The organism is Parafilimonas sp. (assembly GCF_051953455.1).
GTDB lineage: Bacteria > Bacteroidota > Bacteroidia > Chitinophagales > Chitinophagaceae > Parafilimonas.
In genome coordinates this window covers 98,273-115,733 of the sequence record NZ_JBQCIT010000048.1, presented here as the reverse complement: position 1 = coordinate 115,733, position 17,461 = coordinate 98,273, and the positions used below count along the sequence as shown (strand labels likewise).

At 39.7% G+C, this 17,461-nt stretch carries 9 protein-coding genes; 2 read left to right on the top strand and 7 right to left on the bottom strand.

Annotated features, from left to right (window positions below; genetic code table 11):
* Position 1: 1 nt before the first annotated feature.
* On the bottom strand, positions 2-700 hold the full coding sequence (locus ACTHN6_RS17395; RefSeq protein ID WP_440437052.1) for a hypothetical protein: 699 nt from the start codon (positions 698-700) through the stop codon (positions 2-4).
* A gap of 234 nt (positions 701-934) precedes the next feature.
* On the opposite strand from ACTHN6_RS17395, the gene ACTHN6_RS17390 reads away from it, so the two are divergent.
* A complete protein-coding gene (locus ACTHN6_RS17390) occupies positions 935-1,666 on the top strand; it encodes a porin family protein (protein ID WP_440437051.1) in 732 nt (243 codons plus the stop codon).
* 108 nt (positions 1,667-1,774) lie between these two features.
* Positions 1,775-2,869 carry an AI-2E family transporter gene (locus ACTHN6_RS17385; protein WP_440437050.1) on the top strand — a complete coding sequence of 365 codons (1,095 nt, stop codon included), beginning with the start codon at positions 1,775-1,777 and terminating at the stop codon, positions 2,867-2,869.
* Positions 2,870-2,871: 2 nt separating this feature from the next.
* On the opposite strand, the gene ACTHN6_RS17380 is transcribed toward ACTHN6_RS17385, so the two are convergent.
* The 6 genes from ACTHN6_RS17380 to ACTHN6_RS17355 all read right to left on the bottom strand — a co-directional run bounded on the left by ACTHN6_RS17380 (position 2,872) and on the right by ACTHN6_RS17355 (position 16,876).
* Positions 2,872-3,339, bottom strand: a complete 468-nt coding sequence (locus ACTHN6_RS17380) for a hypothetical protein (protein WP_440437049.1) — start codon at positions 3,337-3,339, stop codon at positions 2,872-2,874.
* Positions 3,340-3,486: 147 nt separating this feature from the next.
* Positions 3,487-4,560 (bottom strand): oxidoreductase, encoded by a 1,074-nt coding sequence (locus ACTHN6_RS17375; protein ID WP_440437048.1) that lies wholly within the window; start codon positions 4,558-4,560, stop codon positions 3,487-3,489.
* Between the two features lie 88 nt (positions 4,561-4,648).
* Positions 4,649-5,563, bottom strand: a complete 915-nt coding sequence (locus ACTHN6_RS17370) for a COX15/CtaA family protein (RefSeq protein ID WP_440437047.1) — start codon at positions 5,561-5,563, stop codon at positions 4,649-4,651.
* A 112-nt stretch (positions 5,564-5,675) separates the two neighbouring features.
* On the bottom strand, positions 5,676-6,506 hold the full coding sequence (locus ACTHN6_RS17365; RefSeq protein ID WP_440437046.1) for a DUF6089 family protein: 831 nt from the start codon (positions 6,504-6,506) through the stop codon (positions 5,676-5,678).
* 35 nt (positions 6,507-6,541) lie between these two features.
* Positions 6,542-6,802, bottom strand: coding sequence for a hypothetical protein (locus ACTHN6_RS17360; protein ID WP_440437045.1), 261 nt, complete (start codon positions 6,800-6,802; stop codon positions 6,542-6,544).
* 135 nt (positions 6,803-6,937) lie between these two features.
* On the bottom strand, positions 6,938-16,876 hold the full coding sequence (locus ACTHN6_RS17355; RefSeq protein WP_440437044.1) for a T9SS type A sorting domain-containing protein: 9,939 nt from the start codon (positions 16,874-16,876) through the stop codon (positions 6,938-6,940).
* Between the last annotated feature and the right edge of the window lie 585 nt (positions 16,877-17,461).

The window sequence follows — 17,461 nt, the reverse complement described above, 5'->3', positions numbered from 1 at the left end:
TTTAAGGCAGCCTTGTCCAGATTTCATGCACAGGATCACCTTTTGAACTTTTACCACTATGGTCCCATTCATCACCATTAACTGAGCCATTAAAGCTTAAGCCCATCCCCACTCTCGTACTATCTCTTGGAAAAAATTCAATGTTCTCTGTATAAATACCGTTTTGAAAACTGTAATTACCACCACCTGTTCCAAAAAAATCACCTGTTGCCGTATTGATAGCAGCCCACTGGAACCTTGTTCCTGAAAGTATTTTAATAGTCTTTCTTTCACCCGGCGTCATCTTATTCATTACACCATTTTGTTCACGGCCTGTTATTACCCATAAGCCTGCAAGCGCCCCTGTATTATCATCTATCTGTTTCCATTCTTTATGATCATTAATAATATTACTGGCCAGTACATTATTATTTATAGCTGCATTAAAATTTATTTTCCTTCCAACCTGTGCTTTATCCAATGAATTAAATTCAATAACAGCACTCACGTTATTATCCTGTTTACTATAACGGCCGCCCCATGTATGTATAAACTTTTTATTGGGAATATCAAATGTGGTAACGCTAAAATAAGAGGGCGCAAATATCAAAACCGTTTCAATGGTTCCAGCTTTATATTGCCAGGCACCGGCAATATTTCTTTGTGCAATAACCGCAACCGGCAAAATCATAATTAAAATAAGAGGCAAAATGTTTTTCATACAGCATGGTTTTTTGAATGATAAAATTAGTAATTGTTTTATAAGCATTCGGTAATAACGCTGCATGTAATGCTAATTTTTAAATGTAATTAACAGCCTGTTACATTTATAAGTTTCATCGTGGAAATTATCACCCAAATAGATACAACAATATGCTAAGAAATAAAATGAATTACTTGTAAAAGTTTCAATTGGCATGCAATTAGTAAAACATCCTTTCCTAAAAAATATGTTATGATCAAGAAAGTAATGAAATTGGGAGTATTAACAAGTCTTGCTGCATTTTCTTTTATTGGATTAAAAGCGCAGACCACAACTCCAACCAATAATGGCGGAGTGTATATAAGAGGCGGTTATAACCTGTCAAATATTTCCACGAGTAATGATGGTTCTGTGAATGATTCCAGGGCATTAAGCACCTTTCATGCGGGTGTAATTGCAGACCTGCCGGTAGCGCCAATATTATCTGTGCAAACCGGGTTATTGTTAAACGGGCAAGGGTCGAAAGCAAACTGGTATTTGGATGATAATAATAAATCGGACAACTATGTTAAAACCAAATTCAACCCGCTTTATTTACAATTGCCGGTAAATGCCGTGGTAAAGCTGCCGGTATCTGAATCAACCAAATTCATCGTTGGCGCAGGTCCTTATATTCAAATGGGTATAGGCGGTAAATCAAAAATGGAAAGCTCATTTGCGGGTGTTAAATCTTCATCTTCTGAAGATATTAAGTTTAATAATGACGACCCCACAACAGGCGACCAGGAAGGCGCAAGGTATGACCGGCTGAAAAGATTTGATGCAGGTATTAACGCACTGGCCGGTTTTGAAATTGACAGGTTTATGATAACTGCGAATTATGGCTTAGGCTTAACCAAAATCAATTCCACACAAACTGATAACAACAACAACGATAAAAATAAATTCAGAACATTCAGTGTTGGTGTAGGCTTCAAGTTGTAATAAAAAATGAATTATAGCAATTTTTAGCAGAAAGCCTGGTTTAACCACCAGGCTTTTTTATAATTATTTGGTTAAGCATTTGCATGTATATTTAACTAAACAACTTCTATGCAATCATTTCCATTAACTGTAAGGAGATCTATTGAATTGTTGGGGCTTGTAGTATTGGGCATGGTGATAGTGTATGGCCAGCAAATAATAATGCCGTTGCTCATGGCTTTTTTTATGAGCATAGTATTATTACCCGTTTATCGCTTCTTGGTGCGTAAAAAATTTCCCCGTGTGTTAGCCATTTTTCTTGCATTGCTGTTGATGATTATAATAATAGCGGGCATTATGTTTTTTATAATGATGCAAACAAAGCCTGTTATAGACGATTTTGCTACGATCAAGCAAAACATTCTTAACCATATTAATGCGCTAAGCGCATGGTTTAGCCAAAAAACAAATATTTCTGCAGCGCAGCAATCGAAGTTTGCAAATGAACAAAGCAAGAAGATATTGGATTCGGCAGGGCAGTACCTTGGCGGTGCAGCCGGTTCCATTGGTTCCGTATTAATATTTTTTGGCCTGCTCCCAATCTATACTTTTCTGATGCTGCTGTATAAAGATATACTGAAGCAGTTCATTTATTTATGGTTCCCGCAGCAGCTGCACCCAAAAATAAAAGACGCACTTATCGAAACTGAATCTATTATTAAAAGTTATATCGTAGGATTGCTGATACAAATCACCTACATCACTATTTTACTCGGTGGCGGCTTGTTAATATTGGGCATTCCGCATGCTTTATTGATTGGTGTCATATTCGCCGTTCTTAATTTAATCCCTTATATAGGCGCCCTGTTTGGCAATATACTTGGCGTATTGCTCACCTTAAGCTCTTCACCCGATTTAAGCGATGTAATAACAGTGCTCGTAACCATCGCCATTGTTCAGTTTCTTGACAACAACATTCTTATGCCACGCATAGTGGGCGGTAAAGTAAGGGTGAATGCGTTGGCAAGCCTTGCAGGTGTTTTTGTTGGCGGTGCTTTAGCCGGCATTTCGGGAATGTTCCTTTCACTGCCTATATTGGCTATAACAAAAGTAATATTCGACCGCACGGAACAGTTTAAGCAATGGGGTGTTTTGTTTGGCGATAAACTGCCGCAGAAAAGAATGCTGTTAAAAAGAAAACCGAAAGCACCGGCAAAAAAATAGGACTACTTCTTTTTCTTTAATCTTTTTTCAACAGTTGCTTTTCGTTTCTTCCATTCCGGAATGGGTGCAGGTTCATATAATTCTTTACCGCGGCTGTTGGTTAAGCCAAGGCTTTTATTTAAGCGTTGACTTAGCTTTTTAATACTTGTATTTACACGCTTTTGCGAAGATTGTTTTTTACGGTATTCATCAAAATGCTTAAGCCCTTTATTGATTATATCAAGCTCATCCTTATATCTTTTTTGTTTGCGGTAAATAACCATCAGCTTTTTATAAACGGCCGCATTAAAGGCTTTTAACTGAATTTGCTTTTTATAAATCTTTTCAGCCAGGGCAAAGTCATCGTTTTTTTCTGCGGCGGCTGCCTGTTGTAACGGCGTTTGCTTTTCATCAATCACGGCATCGTTATGTTGCATGGCAACAACCTTTGCTGTTGATGACTTTTTATCTTGTTTTTTGCGAGGTGGCATTATAAATAACAGCTTACGCTGTTTATAAATTTTCTTTTGATAACCAGCAATTGAACAGGTGGCATCACGGTTGTGTCACTCCCTTGTACCGCATAACTTTATTCAACAAAAAATACATGCAGCATGCATTCATTTAAAAATATAAGATTACACAAACGCTCCTTTACAATCAACCGTTCTTCTCTCGTCGCTGCTTTGTATGGCAAGCTCAATTACGCGGATAATATTTCTTGCATGTGCGGCCGTTACATCTAATGATTTATTGTGCACAATAGCATCATACACATTGCGGTAAAAATCCCTGTAATCGCCTTTTTCACTTTGCACCTTTCCTGAAAAATTTACACCATTTATTTCAGTAACCAAGCTGCCCCAAACACTTTCGGGCTCTATGCCCCAGTCACTCTTTGTATGCGCTGTTAAGCCTGCTTTTAAAGCCACTTCCTGCACATCCAAACCATATTTTACAAAGCTGCCTTTATCACCCAAAATAATATACCGTGGCAAAGGCTGGCTCACCAGCATGCCTGCTTTCAGGGTTACTTTCAGGCCGGGATAATGTAATATCACGTCAAAATTATCTGTGGCTTTTGTGCCCTCGCGCTGCACGCGCACATCAGCCGTAATGGCTTCAGGCATGCCAAACAACAATAAGGGCTGGTCAATTAAATGCGCGCCGAGATCGTATAAAATACCGGCACCGGGCTCATCTTTTTCACGCCACGCGCCCGGCTTTAAATAATTCCTGAAACGGTCGTAATGGCTTTCAAATTCCACGAGCCTGCCCAGCAACTGGCCGTCCAGTATTTTTTTCACCGTTCTGAAATCGCTGTCGTAACGGCGGTTGTGATAAACGGATAATATGCGGTTTTGCGCTTTGGCAATCTTGATAAGATCATCTGCATCGGCCGATGTAATAGTGATCGGCTTATCAAGCACCACGTGTTTGCCTGCCTGTAATGCCTGTTTGGCCAGCGGGTGATGATAGGCATTAGGCGTGGTTATTACAACCAGTTCAATAGTTGGATCATTGATAATATCATCCGTGTTATCTTTTATTGCAGCATTGGGATAGCGTTCCTTTGCAATGGCAACTTCATTGTCTTTCCTCGCCCTTATGCTGCTGATATTATAGCCTTCCGTAGTTGAAATAATGGGTGCGTGAAATGTATTGCCGCCAACACCAAAACCTATGATGCCTGTATTAATAGTCTTTTCCAATGATGAATTGTTTAATGATGAATAAGTGTGCTTTGAAATTCAGGCACGAAGTTGCAAAAAATAAATTCAAAAAAATATTAACCGATAATCACTGCTGCTTTTTTAAATTAAGCCTGTAAGCAAACAGGCTTATAAATAAAACAGAAGAAAGTAACAGATGAACCGGCTGTATAAAAGCAGGGATGTTTAATGACGCCATTAAAAAACCGGCTGCCGCTGTAAGCAAAACAGTGAGCAGCAGGAACAACGCTTTCTTTTGCAATGCTGCATGCGATAAAGAGCGCCAGAATATAAATATCACCAGCAGTGATGTTACCACGGCAACAATCCTGTGCACATCAAATATGGTATTCAGTTGTGCCAGCCAGGTATCGCGTTGTTCGTAATTCAACGCCTTGGATATTTCATCCACCTGCTCCCGCACATCGGTGCCAATAATTATCTGCAGCAGAAGCACTATTAATGCTGTTGTAGTTAATATAGCCAGCCCTTTATCGTGAATTGGTTTATTGTTATCCAGTTTATGCAGTATGAGCACCGGTATCAGGGCAAGAAATAATGCCCCCAGCATGTGAAGCGTAATTTTTACAACGGCCAGGTTAGTATCCACTACCAGTTTACCCAGCCAGGCTTCAAAAAGAGTACCCACTAAGAAGAGGCAGGACAGCCAGCATATAGATTGCCTCGAGCTGAAAAATTTTTTAAAACTCCAGCCCACATGAACCACCAGCAAAATACCCAGTGCGCCGGTAATAAGCCTGTTAATATATTCTACCCAGGCATGCACCGGATTATATTCCATGTCTATATCCTGCTTGTCAAGGTATTTCCGGTAATCCGGCGGAAGGTCGTTAACGCTGGAAGGTGGTATAAGACGACCGTAACAATGCGGCCAGTCGGGACAGCCCATGCCGCTTTGCGTGGTACGCACTATGCTACCCGCAATAATGACGAGGAAAACAAAAAGCAGAACGAATTTTGTATATTTTATATAAGCATTCATCAGTTTAAAGCACCGCAAAAATAAATGCTTAAAGCTTTGCAAACAGGTTAAATAAAAAATCGCATTAAATTCTCTCCGGGCAAATAAAATATAGAAGATGCAAGTAAACCCGTTAATGCGGGTAATAGAACTTTGGTTCTTTATGAAGCTGGAAAGAGATTTTAAGCAGAAAAGTATAAAACCCGTCTTTTTTGTTGGGGTTGCCGCGGTAACCATAAAACTTGTAATCGTTATTCGGAATTTCATCGGCCCTGTACGAAAGTGAGGCCGCCTCCTGCCCGTGGGTTATGAGCAATTGTGCCGTGTCGGGATATTGGTGAATGCTCACATCATCCATATAATCGGTTAATGTTTTCCTGAAATTAAATTCCCCGCTAAGCATAATTTTATTGGAGAGCGCATATTTAATGCCCACACCCATTGGAAAAGAAACCGACCATAAGGAATAGGGCGAAGTTTGCGCTTCCGTTCCCAAAGGCTGCAGGTAAACTTTTTTGCCCGACTGGTCATAAGTCCAGGGATTATAATGCACCATGCCAATGCCTGCGAAAATATAAGGCGTAATTTTTTGCGGGTTGATCTCTGCTATATTATGCTCATCAGATTGCTCAACATTGAAGAGGTCATATTGAAGAATACCTGCAGTTTCCAGGATAGAGGAGTGAAAGCTAAGATTTCTGTTCACCCATTTCCAGCCATTCTTTGCATCATCGGCCTTAACGGCGCCATAACTGAAGGCAAGGCTGGCAGCAAAATGCGGTGTTAGTTGGCAGGTTACCCCGGCAGTCCCGCTAAAACTTGCCTGTTTAAATGTGATCTGCCTGTCCTGCAGGTCACCAAAATAATTCATGGGTCCTAAGCCGCCGGTAATATACCAGGTTCTTTGCGCCTGCACGGTAAGCGCAGCCACTATAACAGCAACAGAAAATAATAGGCGTTTCAAGCAATTGGTTTTTGGTACGGAGTACGGGTCAGAGATTATTTTTTATGTATATCATCTTCTAAAAAAATCGTAGTGGCTGTGGCATCGTTTTTATTACCTTTTCTTTTTGCATCCCGCCATTTCTTCACGCCATAACCAACACCGGCAGCCGCCAGGATCCAGGAACCGGGGTCAAGGGGGATTTCCGGATCCGGATCATCGGGTGGATCGTCATCAGGAAATTGTGCATTTATTAATAAATTAAAAAACGTAGTAAACGTTATTAACAACACCACTTTTATAATAATCTTTTTCATTTCATAAATATTTACACAGTTTTATGCTATAAACTCACAAACCAAAACTTGTATTGATCTTCAATTGTACCAAATCAAATAAGTATGTTTATTCCTTTTAAACTTCATCCTGTTTCAAAATCTATACGATTATTGTCATTTGCTTATTATTAAAGAAATAGCACTTACAGCTTTATCCGCACTATCCATAACTTGTACGATATAGTTACCTGCTACAATTGTTGCCGGCACATGAATAGTATAAGTATCTTGCCGGTACTCGTAATTCAGAGTACGCGTCGCCACCAGCCTTCCGCTTGAGGTAAAAATGTTTATTGTGTATTTACCTTTTTGACCGTTTTGCAATTCAAGATTGAATGTTTTACCATTAACCGGATTGGGGTAAATGCGTGCTTTTACTTTATAAATAAAACTATCAGCGTTTGGTTTCGCTTTTACATTGAATACAAGCATAAACCTGTTGCGGTAACTGTTAGTATCAGTATTGGGTGTAAAATTATATACCGTCGTATCTTTTAGATTCACTAGTATTTGCTTATGCAGGTATTTATCTATAAGCCATGCATATGCCGGCAAATCCTGTTGCGGGAAACTTCCACTGAATATGCTTAATGCATATGGTTGTTGTCTTAAGTATAAACGGTAAAACAAAGTATCTTGCTTACCGGCAAGCGGACGTTTTTCTACTGAAAGTCCCTGGTTATCACGTATTAAAGCAATATTCTCACCAGGATTCCACAATTTCTGTACATCTTTTTCATCTACACTAGCCGATAAGCCTGCATCAAATGCTGCTGCAACACCGTCAATCATTTCTTCTCCACCGGTTTTGGTCAGATTAGTAAATATTACCGGGTATTTTGGCTGCCTGGCCCTTATACCGTAAACATTTCCTTCCAGCGTAACTTTATCCTGTTCGAGGAATTGAACCTGGGCGTTTGTACCGCTGGAATACACCATGAAACCCTGGCCACTTTGTATTACCGCCGGGTCATCCTGGGCATAGCTGGCAGTAACACGATCCGGATCATTTGGAACCCAACCCACATTCTTTGTCCAGGTCACATAACCACCAACACCATTATTGCCTGAAACTTTTGGATCCATCACCCAAACTTTATCTGCGTAGAAACCATTAACCCGGCTTGCATTAACAATAGTTTCTAAATTGATGGGCGATGCATAAGGGTTGCCTACCATAAAGAAATTATTGGCTGCCATACCTGCAGGTGATAATTGTAAGCGCTGGTTTATGCCCCCAATCTGATTAAGTGTACCTTTTGATCTTAATGTTGTGATATTATCTCCATTAATTCCGTCAAGACAAATATGCCTGTCGCCTCTTACAAATACATACCAGGAGTGATGATCTGTTAATTTATTTGAACCAATGGTAGAAGGAGGAGCTGCCCATGCAGTATTATTCCAGTACTGCAGAGACGGATTGGATGTACTATGGTAGTCATATCCAGGATAACCATTAATGTATGCCAGTTGTGTACCTAAGCCCGCCGGTGTTGGGTCAGAAGGTGGACAAGTAACAGATGTGATTGTCTGCCCTTCCTGCCATGCCTGGTTAATAGTTTGATTAGTATTTGCAAAAGGTACCGAAAGGAAACGCCATGCTCTTCTTGCAGGTATATATCTTTCAACGGTTACTTCGCCTGTAATGACAGCGCTTGAAATATCTATTCTTGCATCCCCATTGGCATCAGATTTTAAGGTAAGCAGGCCATTTGCGTTGAGCGGCCCGTCTGCCTTTAATACGCCTGTATTTGTGTATGAAACGCCGGCTGCAATATTTAAAGCGTTTGCAAGTGTGGCACTGCTTCCCGGATTAAGCGTAAATGTTTTAAGGTAATTAGCCGATCCACCTTGTGTAAAGTTTAATGCAGGTGCGCTGCCTCCTAAGGTTAAGCCAGATAGCTGTGAACCCGTTAAACTGCCTGCACCGGTAATTGCCGTATTCACTGTGAGCATTTTATCATTCAACGACAAAGTATTCACGGAACCAATATTCAATGTTCCGGGCACGGTTCTATCGCCGTCCATTACTATATTATTTGTATTTTGAATAGTTACGTTAAAGGGTTGCCCTAACCCTGGTGTTGCACTGTTTGCATTCCATTCAAGCCCTGTTGTAAGCGATGGAGTGGCTGTGTTATAAATTAACGTGGCGGCACCGCCATAATTAGGTGAATTGACAGCGATAGCACCTCCTGGATTTATTTGCAAATAATTATTAAAAGTTGAGATGCCACTACCAGGGTTTAGAGATACATTAGTAACTGCATCATGGAAGTAGGCAATACCGTCGCCTGTAGTGCTGATAGTTGCGGCAGAACCAGAAAATGATACTGTATTCCCTGTATTGTTTAATGTGCTACTATGACTTAATGATATGCTTCCGCCTTGTATTGTGTAATCATTGCTTGCATTGAGTGTAATTCCGGTACTGAAAGGATGATTATCGCCAACTACTAAAGTGCCAAAGATAGTTGAACTACCCACTATGCCTGAGAAAGACTGTATAACACCACCACTTCCGCTAAAAGTTGTTTGTTTAGAAGATCCTGAATAAGTGTAGGTGCCGTTATTTACAAAATTGTGATCTATAGTAACAGCGCCACCCACGATTGTCATTTGTGAAGTATTATCAATCTGTAAATCGTAAAATGCTTTATTATTAACACCGTCCAAATTTCCAGTTCCCATAAATTCTATAGTAGTGTTTACATCTGGTTTCATAGTTCCGGAAGTAACAGTGAGGTTACGATCAATCCTGGTAATTGGCGCGGTAATAATTAAATCAGCACCGCCTGTTTGCTTTAAGGTTATATCATAAAAAGTAGTATTCCCTGTAAGAGTCTGATTTGCAAAACCATCAAAAGTCACTTCACGATTATTGTGAATAAATAATCCATTGTTTGTCCAGTTGCCCAATATATATATCTTACTTGTATTGAGGTTCAAAGACGCTGTAGAATTTATTTGTAAATTTCCAGCGATACATCTGTTTGTTGCGCCGGTTGTATTTATTGTAATATTACCACTTTGAATAATAACATTTTGCGGAACGCCATCTCCTGCATTTGTAGTTGTTGAACCGCCACTAAACCATTCGCGGCTTGTTGTATAAGCCCCACTAACATTATATTTAAGCGTTGAGGTATTTGTGTATATAGGATTATTGGTTATTACATTTCCGCTATTAACCTCGAATATTCCAGTAATGCTGGGGGCAGTAGATAAAGTTAACTGCCCATTCATAGTAATATTATTAAACGTAGTTGCAACTGTACCATTTATTTTTCCTGTACCTATGAAGGTTACAACTCCTGTTCCAGATTGTACAAACGTGCCGGCATTATTTGTAAATGTGCCACCTGTATTAATATTAAGATTTCCGGTACCATTCATTGCAAGCGAAGCTCCATTTATAGTTAATGATTTAACCTGAGCTGTAGTACCTGGATAAATTATAGGATCGTTTGGAGTGCCAGATGGTATGGTTACGTCAGTAGATAATGTTGGTACGCCACCGCAGCCCCAATTGTTAGGTTCATTCCAATCTTGTGATACAATACCCATCCATTGGCCTGAAGTACCTAAATAAGTGTTTATACTGCTTACTGTGCTAAATCCACATGGGTTACCTGCCTGAACGCTGATTGTTCCACCAGTTGTTCCAGATGTCACCGTAATTGAATTAGTTGATGAACCTGATGTAATTGTCCAGCCGGAAGGTACTGTCCATATATAATAAGTTGCATTTGGCTGTGCTGAGACGGAATAAATCAAACCAGTTGTTGATGAACATACATTTACCGGACCGGAAATAGTTCCCGGATCAGTTAGACTAGCCGGATCGAAGACTGAAACATCATAGTTGGTAGATGATGTACCGCAGGCATTGGAAATCGTATAGGTAATTGTTACATTACCCGAACTGATTCCTTTAACCACACCTAAGCTTGAAACAGTTGCCCTTGCAGGATTGCTTGAAATCCAGTTACCGCCTGGCATACCACTGCTTGAGAATGGAATATTTGCGCCTACACAAATAGTGGGTGAACCACTAATCGTTCCGGCATTGGGTGTCGGATGAACTGTAATTTTAAATGTTTTAGATATTCCTGTACAGGTTACGCCGCCGGTAGTAAAGTTTGGCGTAATAGTTATTGTTGAAAATATATCAGCAGTAGTGGTATTGGTAGCCGTAAAAGCCGGAAGACTTGAAACATTATTTCCGCTTGCAGCTAAGCCTGTTGCTGTATTATTGTTCGTCCAATTGTAAGTTATTGTGCCGCCGGTAGCAGAAGTACCAAATGGTATAGCTGCTGTATTATTTCCGTTACAAAATTCCTGATCGGCAATTGTATTTACAGTTGCTGCAGGATTAATTGTAATGGTAAAGGTTTTAGATGCACCTGTACAAGAAACACTGCCATTTGTAAATACAGGAATTACCGTTATTGTGGCTATAATCGGTGCAGTGCCATTATTAGTTGCTGTAAACGATGGCAGAGCAGTTACACTGTTTCCACTTGAACCGAGGCCTATAGCCGTATTACTATTTATCCAATTATACGTTACAGTGCCGCCGGTAACAGAACTGCTAAATGCAATTGCACCGGTAGATGAGCCGTTACAAAATACTTTATCTGTTATTGCATTTACAATTGCAGTTGGATTAACTGTAATTGTAAAGGTTTTTGATGTACCTGTACAGGAAACACTGCTATTTGTAAACACAGGAGTTACTGTTATTGTGGCTATAATCGGCGCAGTGCCATTATTAGTTGCTGTAAATGATGGGAGTACAGTTACATTGTTTTCGTTTGAACCCAAACCTATAGCCGTATTATTATTTGTCCAGTTATAAGTTACAGTACCGCCAGTAGCAGAGCTGCTAAACGCAACCGCCCCTGTAGATGAACCGTTACAAAATACTTTATCGGCTATTGCATTTACAGTTGCAGTAGGATTAACGGTTATAGTAAATGTTTTGGAGGTACCTGCGCAGGAACTGCCACCATTAGTATTGGTAAAATGTGGTGTAACAGTTATAGTTGCCGTAACAGGAGAAGAACCGCCGTTAGAAGCAGTAAAGGAAGAAATATTTCCTGTGCCATTTGCGGCCAATCCAATTGATGTATTATCATTAGTCCAAGTGTACAAAATGTTTCCACCCGAAACGCCCGTGGTGGTAAAGGAAACTGCTGAAGTTGAAGAACCGTTACAAACGGTTTGATTGCTTATATTATCAACCGTAGCCTCGGGATTAACTGTAATTTTAAAAGTTTTTGGTGTACCTGCACAGGTTGTTCCATCATTAGTAAACTGGGGTGTAACTGTTATTGTTGCAGTAATTGGGCTGGTACCACTATTAGTGGCGGTGAATGATATATTCCCTGTTCCACTACTTCCCAACCCAATTGCAGTGTTGTTATTTGCCCAGCTATACGACATGGTCCCTCCTGTATTGGGGCTTGTGAATGCAGGAATCGTTATTGTACTTCCTTTACATGCAATTATATCAGTTATATTATTTACAACAGGTGTAGGGTTAATGGTAACAGGTACAGGTGTAGCGGAAAGATTACATTTTAATGAACCATCACTTTTATATATTTTCGGCGTAATGTATAGACTTATATTAACCACTGAAGTTGTTGTATTCTGCACCTGAAAATGACCAGTACCTTTATAGGTAGTGAACGGAAAAATCCAGATCCAATCGATAATAGTTTCTCCGTATGGATTAACAGTCGGTGATGTTATACGAACAGGATTATCCTGAGACCATGTATAACGAACGTATGTATCGCTAATTAATCCTGTAAGAGAGATAGATTTAGATGTAATTTCAAATTCATCTGAGGCGCATAATGCATTCGAAGGCATTCCTGTGGTTTCAAATGTTACTCCTAAATCAAATGTATAAGATATTTGAACAACATTACTATATACGACCTCTCCACATTCAGTAGTTACCTGTAAACGATAATATGCTGAATTATTGGGAGGTTGATAGGTCAATTTGTTAGCACCAGATATATTGGCCCAGTTACTGGTACCATTCGCACTGCTCTGCCAATGATAGGTATAGTCTCCGTCTCCACCGCTTGCTTCTGTAGCAATTAAAGGCGTTGGGGAAGAACCCGTACAAACAGTCTGAGTTTCAGCAACTACAGGTGCTACAAGAGGCGCATAAACGGTTACAATTACAGTAGTAGTATTTGTGCAGGTTCCCGTGGTGGCGTTAATTGTAAAAGTAACATCAGTTTCAGTGGTATTTGTGTTTGTAAATGTTCCTGAAATTGGACCACTTCCACTGGTCGGAATAGTAGTAGAAGATATACCAGCAGGGCTCGTTCTCGTCCAGCTCGTTATAGTTCCGGATGGTAATCCTGATATATTTATTGGCGTTATTGGAAACTCGCTACAAACATATTGGCTCAAAGGAGTAATATTAGCAAGAGGGTTCACTTTAATTGTAAACTGCCGTGATGTGCCATTACAACTTACACTGCCATTTGTAAATATCGGCGTAACTGTTATAGTTGCTGTTGCCGGCGCAGTACCGGTATTTGTAGCTGTAAACGATAGGATATTTCCGTTGCCGCCTGCAGCCAGTCCAATGGATGTATTGTCGTTTGTCCAGCTATATGTAACCGTTCCACCACTCACCGGACTGCTAAAGTTTACTGCATCTGTATTTGAGCCATGACAAACAATTTGATTATCTACCGCATTTACTGTGGCAGTTGGATTTACCGTTATTGTAAAATTTAAAGATGTTTCTGGGCAAGAAACACTACCATTTATAAAGACAGGGGTAACAGTTATAGTTGCTGTTACTGGTGCAGTACCTGTATTTTTAGCCGTAAAAGAAGGGATATTTCCGTTGCCACTTGCAGCAAGGCCAATGCTTGGATTACTATTTGTCCAGTTGTACTGAACTGTGCCCCCGCTGGCACTTGAAGTAAAATTAATGGCCGATGTAGAAGAGTTATTACAAACAACCTGATCAGCAACATTGTTAACCGATACAGAAGGGTTTACAGTTATGGTAAATGAAATTGGTGTCCCTTCACAGGAAACACTGCCATTTACAAATACCGGTGTAACATCTATAGTTGATGTAACAGGTGAATTTCCTGAATTAATAGCTGTAAAAGAAGGAATATTTCCACTGCCACTTGCAGCAAGGCCAATGCTTGAATTACTATTAGTCCAATTATATTGAATTACGCCTGTAGTGGTAGTACTAAAATTTATTGCAGTTGTAGATGCTTCGCTGCATATTATTTGATTATCCACAGCATTAACTGTTGCTGTAGGATTCACTGTTATGGTAAATGTAATTGGCTCACCTGTGCAAGTTGTTCCCTGATTTGTATAGGATGGGGTTACAGTAATTGTACTTGTTATAGGCGTATTGGTAGAATTAGCAGATGTAAAGGAAATATTTCCATTGCCGGAAGAGGAAATGCCAATTGCTGTATTGCTGTTTTCCCAGTTATAATCTGTGCCTGTTACTGGGCCTGATAGATTGATAACGGTAGCAGTATTATTACAAATAATCTGATCGGCAACCGCATTAACCTGGGGAATGGGGTTAACTATCAATTTTACATTTTGCGATTTTGTTTGCGGACAGGCGCCTCCCGGGCTTTTAATCAGAACATTATAATTTGTTGCCGCATCAGCAGATGTTACGTTTGTAATGGTCAGAATTGGAGAATCTGCCCCGGAAATATTTCCACCATTTGATAATGGAACAGTTCCTTTTCTCCATTGATATGTAATTCCTGTTCCTGAAGCATTTACTGAAAATACAGCAGTGCCTCCTGAACAAACCACTTGATTTAAAGGTTGGGTATTAACCGTTATTTCCTCATTAACTGCTAATGCAACAGTATTAGATTGTACAGATCCGCAAGCAGCGGTTCCGCTAACTATAACATAATAAGTTCCGTTATTAAGGTCTTCTGCCTGTTCAAAGGTCAACTGGTCAGTCTGTGAACCGGAGATATTTGCATCATCAGAAAGTGGTGAACCATCTTTATACCATTGATAATAAAGGCTATCCCCCATTGCGGCAACGCTAAATAATACGGGCAGAGTTGCACAGGTATTTTCAGATACAGGCTGTGTGGTAATTAATACGGGAGAATTAATAGAAACTGTTACATCTAATCTGTCACTGCCTTCACAACCAGAAATGGTTTGAGATGCATAATAATGATTTCCATTTATTAAATTAGTTCCAGAAGACAATGAGGTTCCACCGCTGGCAGATGTATACCATTTAATTCCCGAACCATCCGCATAAAGAGCTGCTACTGTAGCATTATCATCCAAACAAAACTTTTGAAGAGAAGGTCCTGTCGGGGCAGCAGGATCAGTTACTGTAACAGTCACATCTAATCTTGAGGCACTTTCGCAACCCGATATGGTTTGAGATGCATAATAATGATTTCCATTTATCAAGATAATAGAACTTGACAATGCCGTACCACCACTTGAGGTTGAGTACCATTTAATACCAGTTCCCGCTGCAGAAAGATCAGCTATTGTTGGATTCGTACTGGCACAAAATGATTGAGTTGTGCTTCCTGTTGGTGCAGCAGGGCTTGTAAGAGAAACTGCTACATCAAATCTTGAAGAGCTCTCGCAACCACTTACCGTTTGTGAAGCATAGTAATGAGTTCCGTTAATTAATGCTGTTGTTGAAGCCAATGCTGTACCACCACTTGAGGTTGAGTACCATTTAATACCTGTTCCCGTTGCAGAAAGATCAGCTATTGTTGGATTCGTACTGGCACAAAATGATTGAGTTGTACTTCCTGTTGGTGCAGCAGGGTTTGTAAGAAAGGCTGTCACATTAAGCCTTGAAGAACTTTCACAACCACTTACTGTTTGCGAAGCGTAATAATGCGTTCCATTTACTAATGTTGTTGTTGAAGCCAATGCCGTACCACCACTTGAGGTTGAATACCATTTAATACCTGTTCCCGTTGCAGAAAGGTCAGCTATTGTTGGATTCGTACTGGCACAAAATGATTGGGTTGTATTTCCTGTTGGTGCAGCAGGCAAAGCATTTATAGCAAGGTTTGAACCGTTATTACTTCCGGTAAATGAAGGGTTATTACTTATCACTCTTATCCTATAGCCTGTTCCCGAAGCAGTTCCTATAGGAATGGTTGTGAAAATATTTCCTGAATGAGCTGTGCTTGATAATGTTCCTATGTTTACCGGAGAAGAAAAAGAACCTGATGCGTTTGATAATTGCGCAGTATAAATATTTCCCGAATTAAATGTACCAGTTGATGTAAAGGGAACTGTCACAGAACTTCCTGCACAAAAAGGTGAACCTGATATTATACCGGTTGAAATACTTATAGATTGTGTGCCGGTCACTGAAATATTATCAACTACAAAGCCAATGCCGTCCGTGGAATTGTCATCATTTTCCCACCTAAATCCTATATAAACAATTGGCAAATTATTTAAAGATGCAGGTAAAGAAACATTAGCTGTTGCAGTCGAACTTCTATTATAATATGGGGTAGGTAAATACGTCCAATTCGTTCCATCAGTTGAATAACCTACTTGGCCATAGTCATAAACGTCAAAAAGATCCGATTCTCCAACACATTTCCAGGTAAAACTTAATTGCAGATTAGTATAATTAGAAGTAGAAAACGAATTATATGCTGTTACATCTCGCTCTTTGTTTCTATTATAAGTGCAGGAATTAAATGATAAAGAAGATGCATCAGTAAGTACTCCTATTGACAAAGACGCATTCCCATTATTATTACAACTTTGATTATAGGTTATAAACCAATGATTTCGCCTGCTTGAAATATTTGCATTATCGGTGGTCCTCCATCCTGTTGCAGAAGCTGTAGTGCTTAATAACGAACTAGAAGTATAACTTTCAAAATTTTCAGTAAATACCTGCCCCCACCCCACTTCACTCTTCATCATTAAACAACACAATACCAACAAGGGAAACAATACTGGTTTCCTCAAATGTTTTAACAGGGTAAAGATTTTCATATACAGGGAGTTGGAATGTTATTAAGCAATCGGTTAAAGTGTTGTTACGGCATTTTTTATATTTTTCGTTCACATTGTACAGAGATGAAAGCAGCTTATTGTGTAATGCAGTTATTGGGTTTATAATCTTATAAGCCAATCAGTTTTACATAAAAGCACAATCCTATTATTTAACCTTTCAAAACAGGCTGTGCGCAATTCACTCTATAGTATAATTATTATTCAGTTAGTTCTGCCAGTCATGCCGCCAAGGCGTTTATCCAAGCTATCATTCGAAATAAACAGGAAACGGATCTTACAGTTTTAGCAGGTATTGGTATTACGGATCAAATACAAACATAAAGATTTTTATGAATCGTGCAAGAATATTTGGTATCGATTTTAATTCTTTTTATGATCGCAGAGGCCAAAGCTGTGAAAGCTCAAATTCAGGTAATGATGGTTGGAATATACCGTTATAGCAATACAGGACGACCTTGGGATTAAGGTTTATTTTGAGTTCCTGGATGATTCACAACCGACCGCTTTTCGCAATGCTTATTTATTAGGCTGATTGAATGCCTGGTACATGCATCCTCAAACTTT

Bases quoted from the DNA above. Each gene is read 5' to 3' on its own strand.
- ACTHN6_RS17395 (WP_440437052.1), bottom strand. From the start codon at position 700: ATGAAAAACATTTTGCCTCTTATTTTAATTATGATTTTGCCGGTTGCG.
- ACTHN6_RS17390 (WP_440437051.1), top strand. From the start codon at position 935: ATGATCAAGAAAGTAATGAAATTGGGAGTATTAACAAGTCTTGCTGCA.
- ACTHN6_RS17385 (WP_440437050.1), top strand. From the start codon at position 1,775: ATGCAATCATTTCCATTAACTGTAAGGAGATCTATTGAATTGTTGGGG.
- ACTHN6_RS17380 (WP_440437049.1), bottom strand. From the start codon at position 3,339: ATGCCACCTCGCAAAAAACAAGATAAAAAGTCATCAACAGCAAAGGTT.
- ACTHN6_RS17370 (WP_440437047.1), bottom strand. From the start codon at position 5,563: ATGAATGCTTATATAAAATATACAAAATTCGTTCTGCTTTTTGTTTTC.
- ACTHN6_RS17360 (WP_440437045.1), bottom strand. From the start codon at position 6,802: ATGAAAAAGATTATTATAAAAGTGGTGTTGTTAATAACGTTTACTACG.
- ACTHN6_RS17355 (WP_440437044.1), bottom strand. From the start codon at position 16,876: ATGAAAATCTTTACCCTGTTAAAACATTTGAGGAAACCAGTATTGTTT.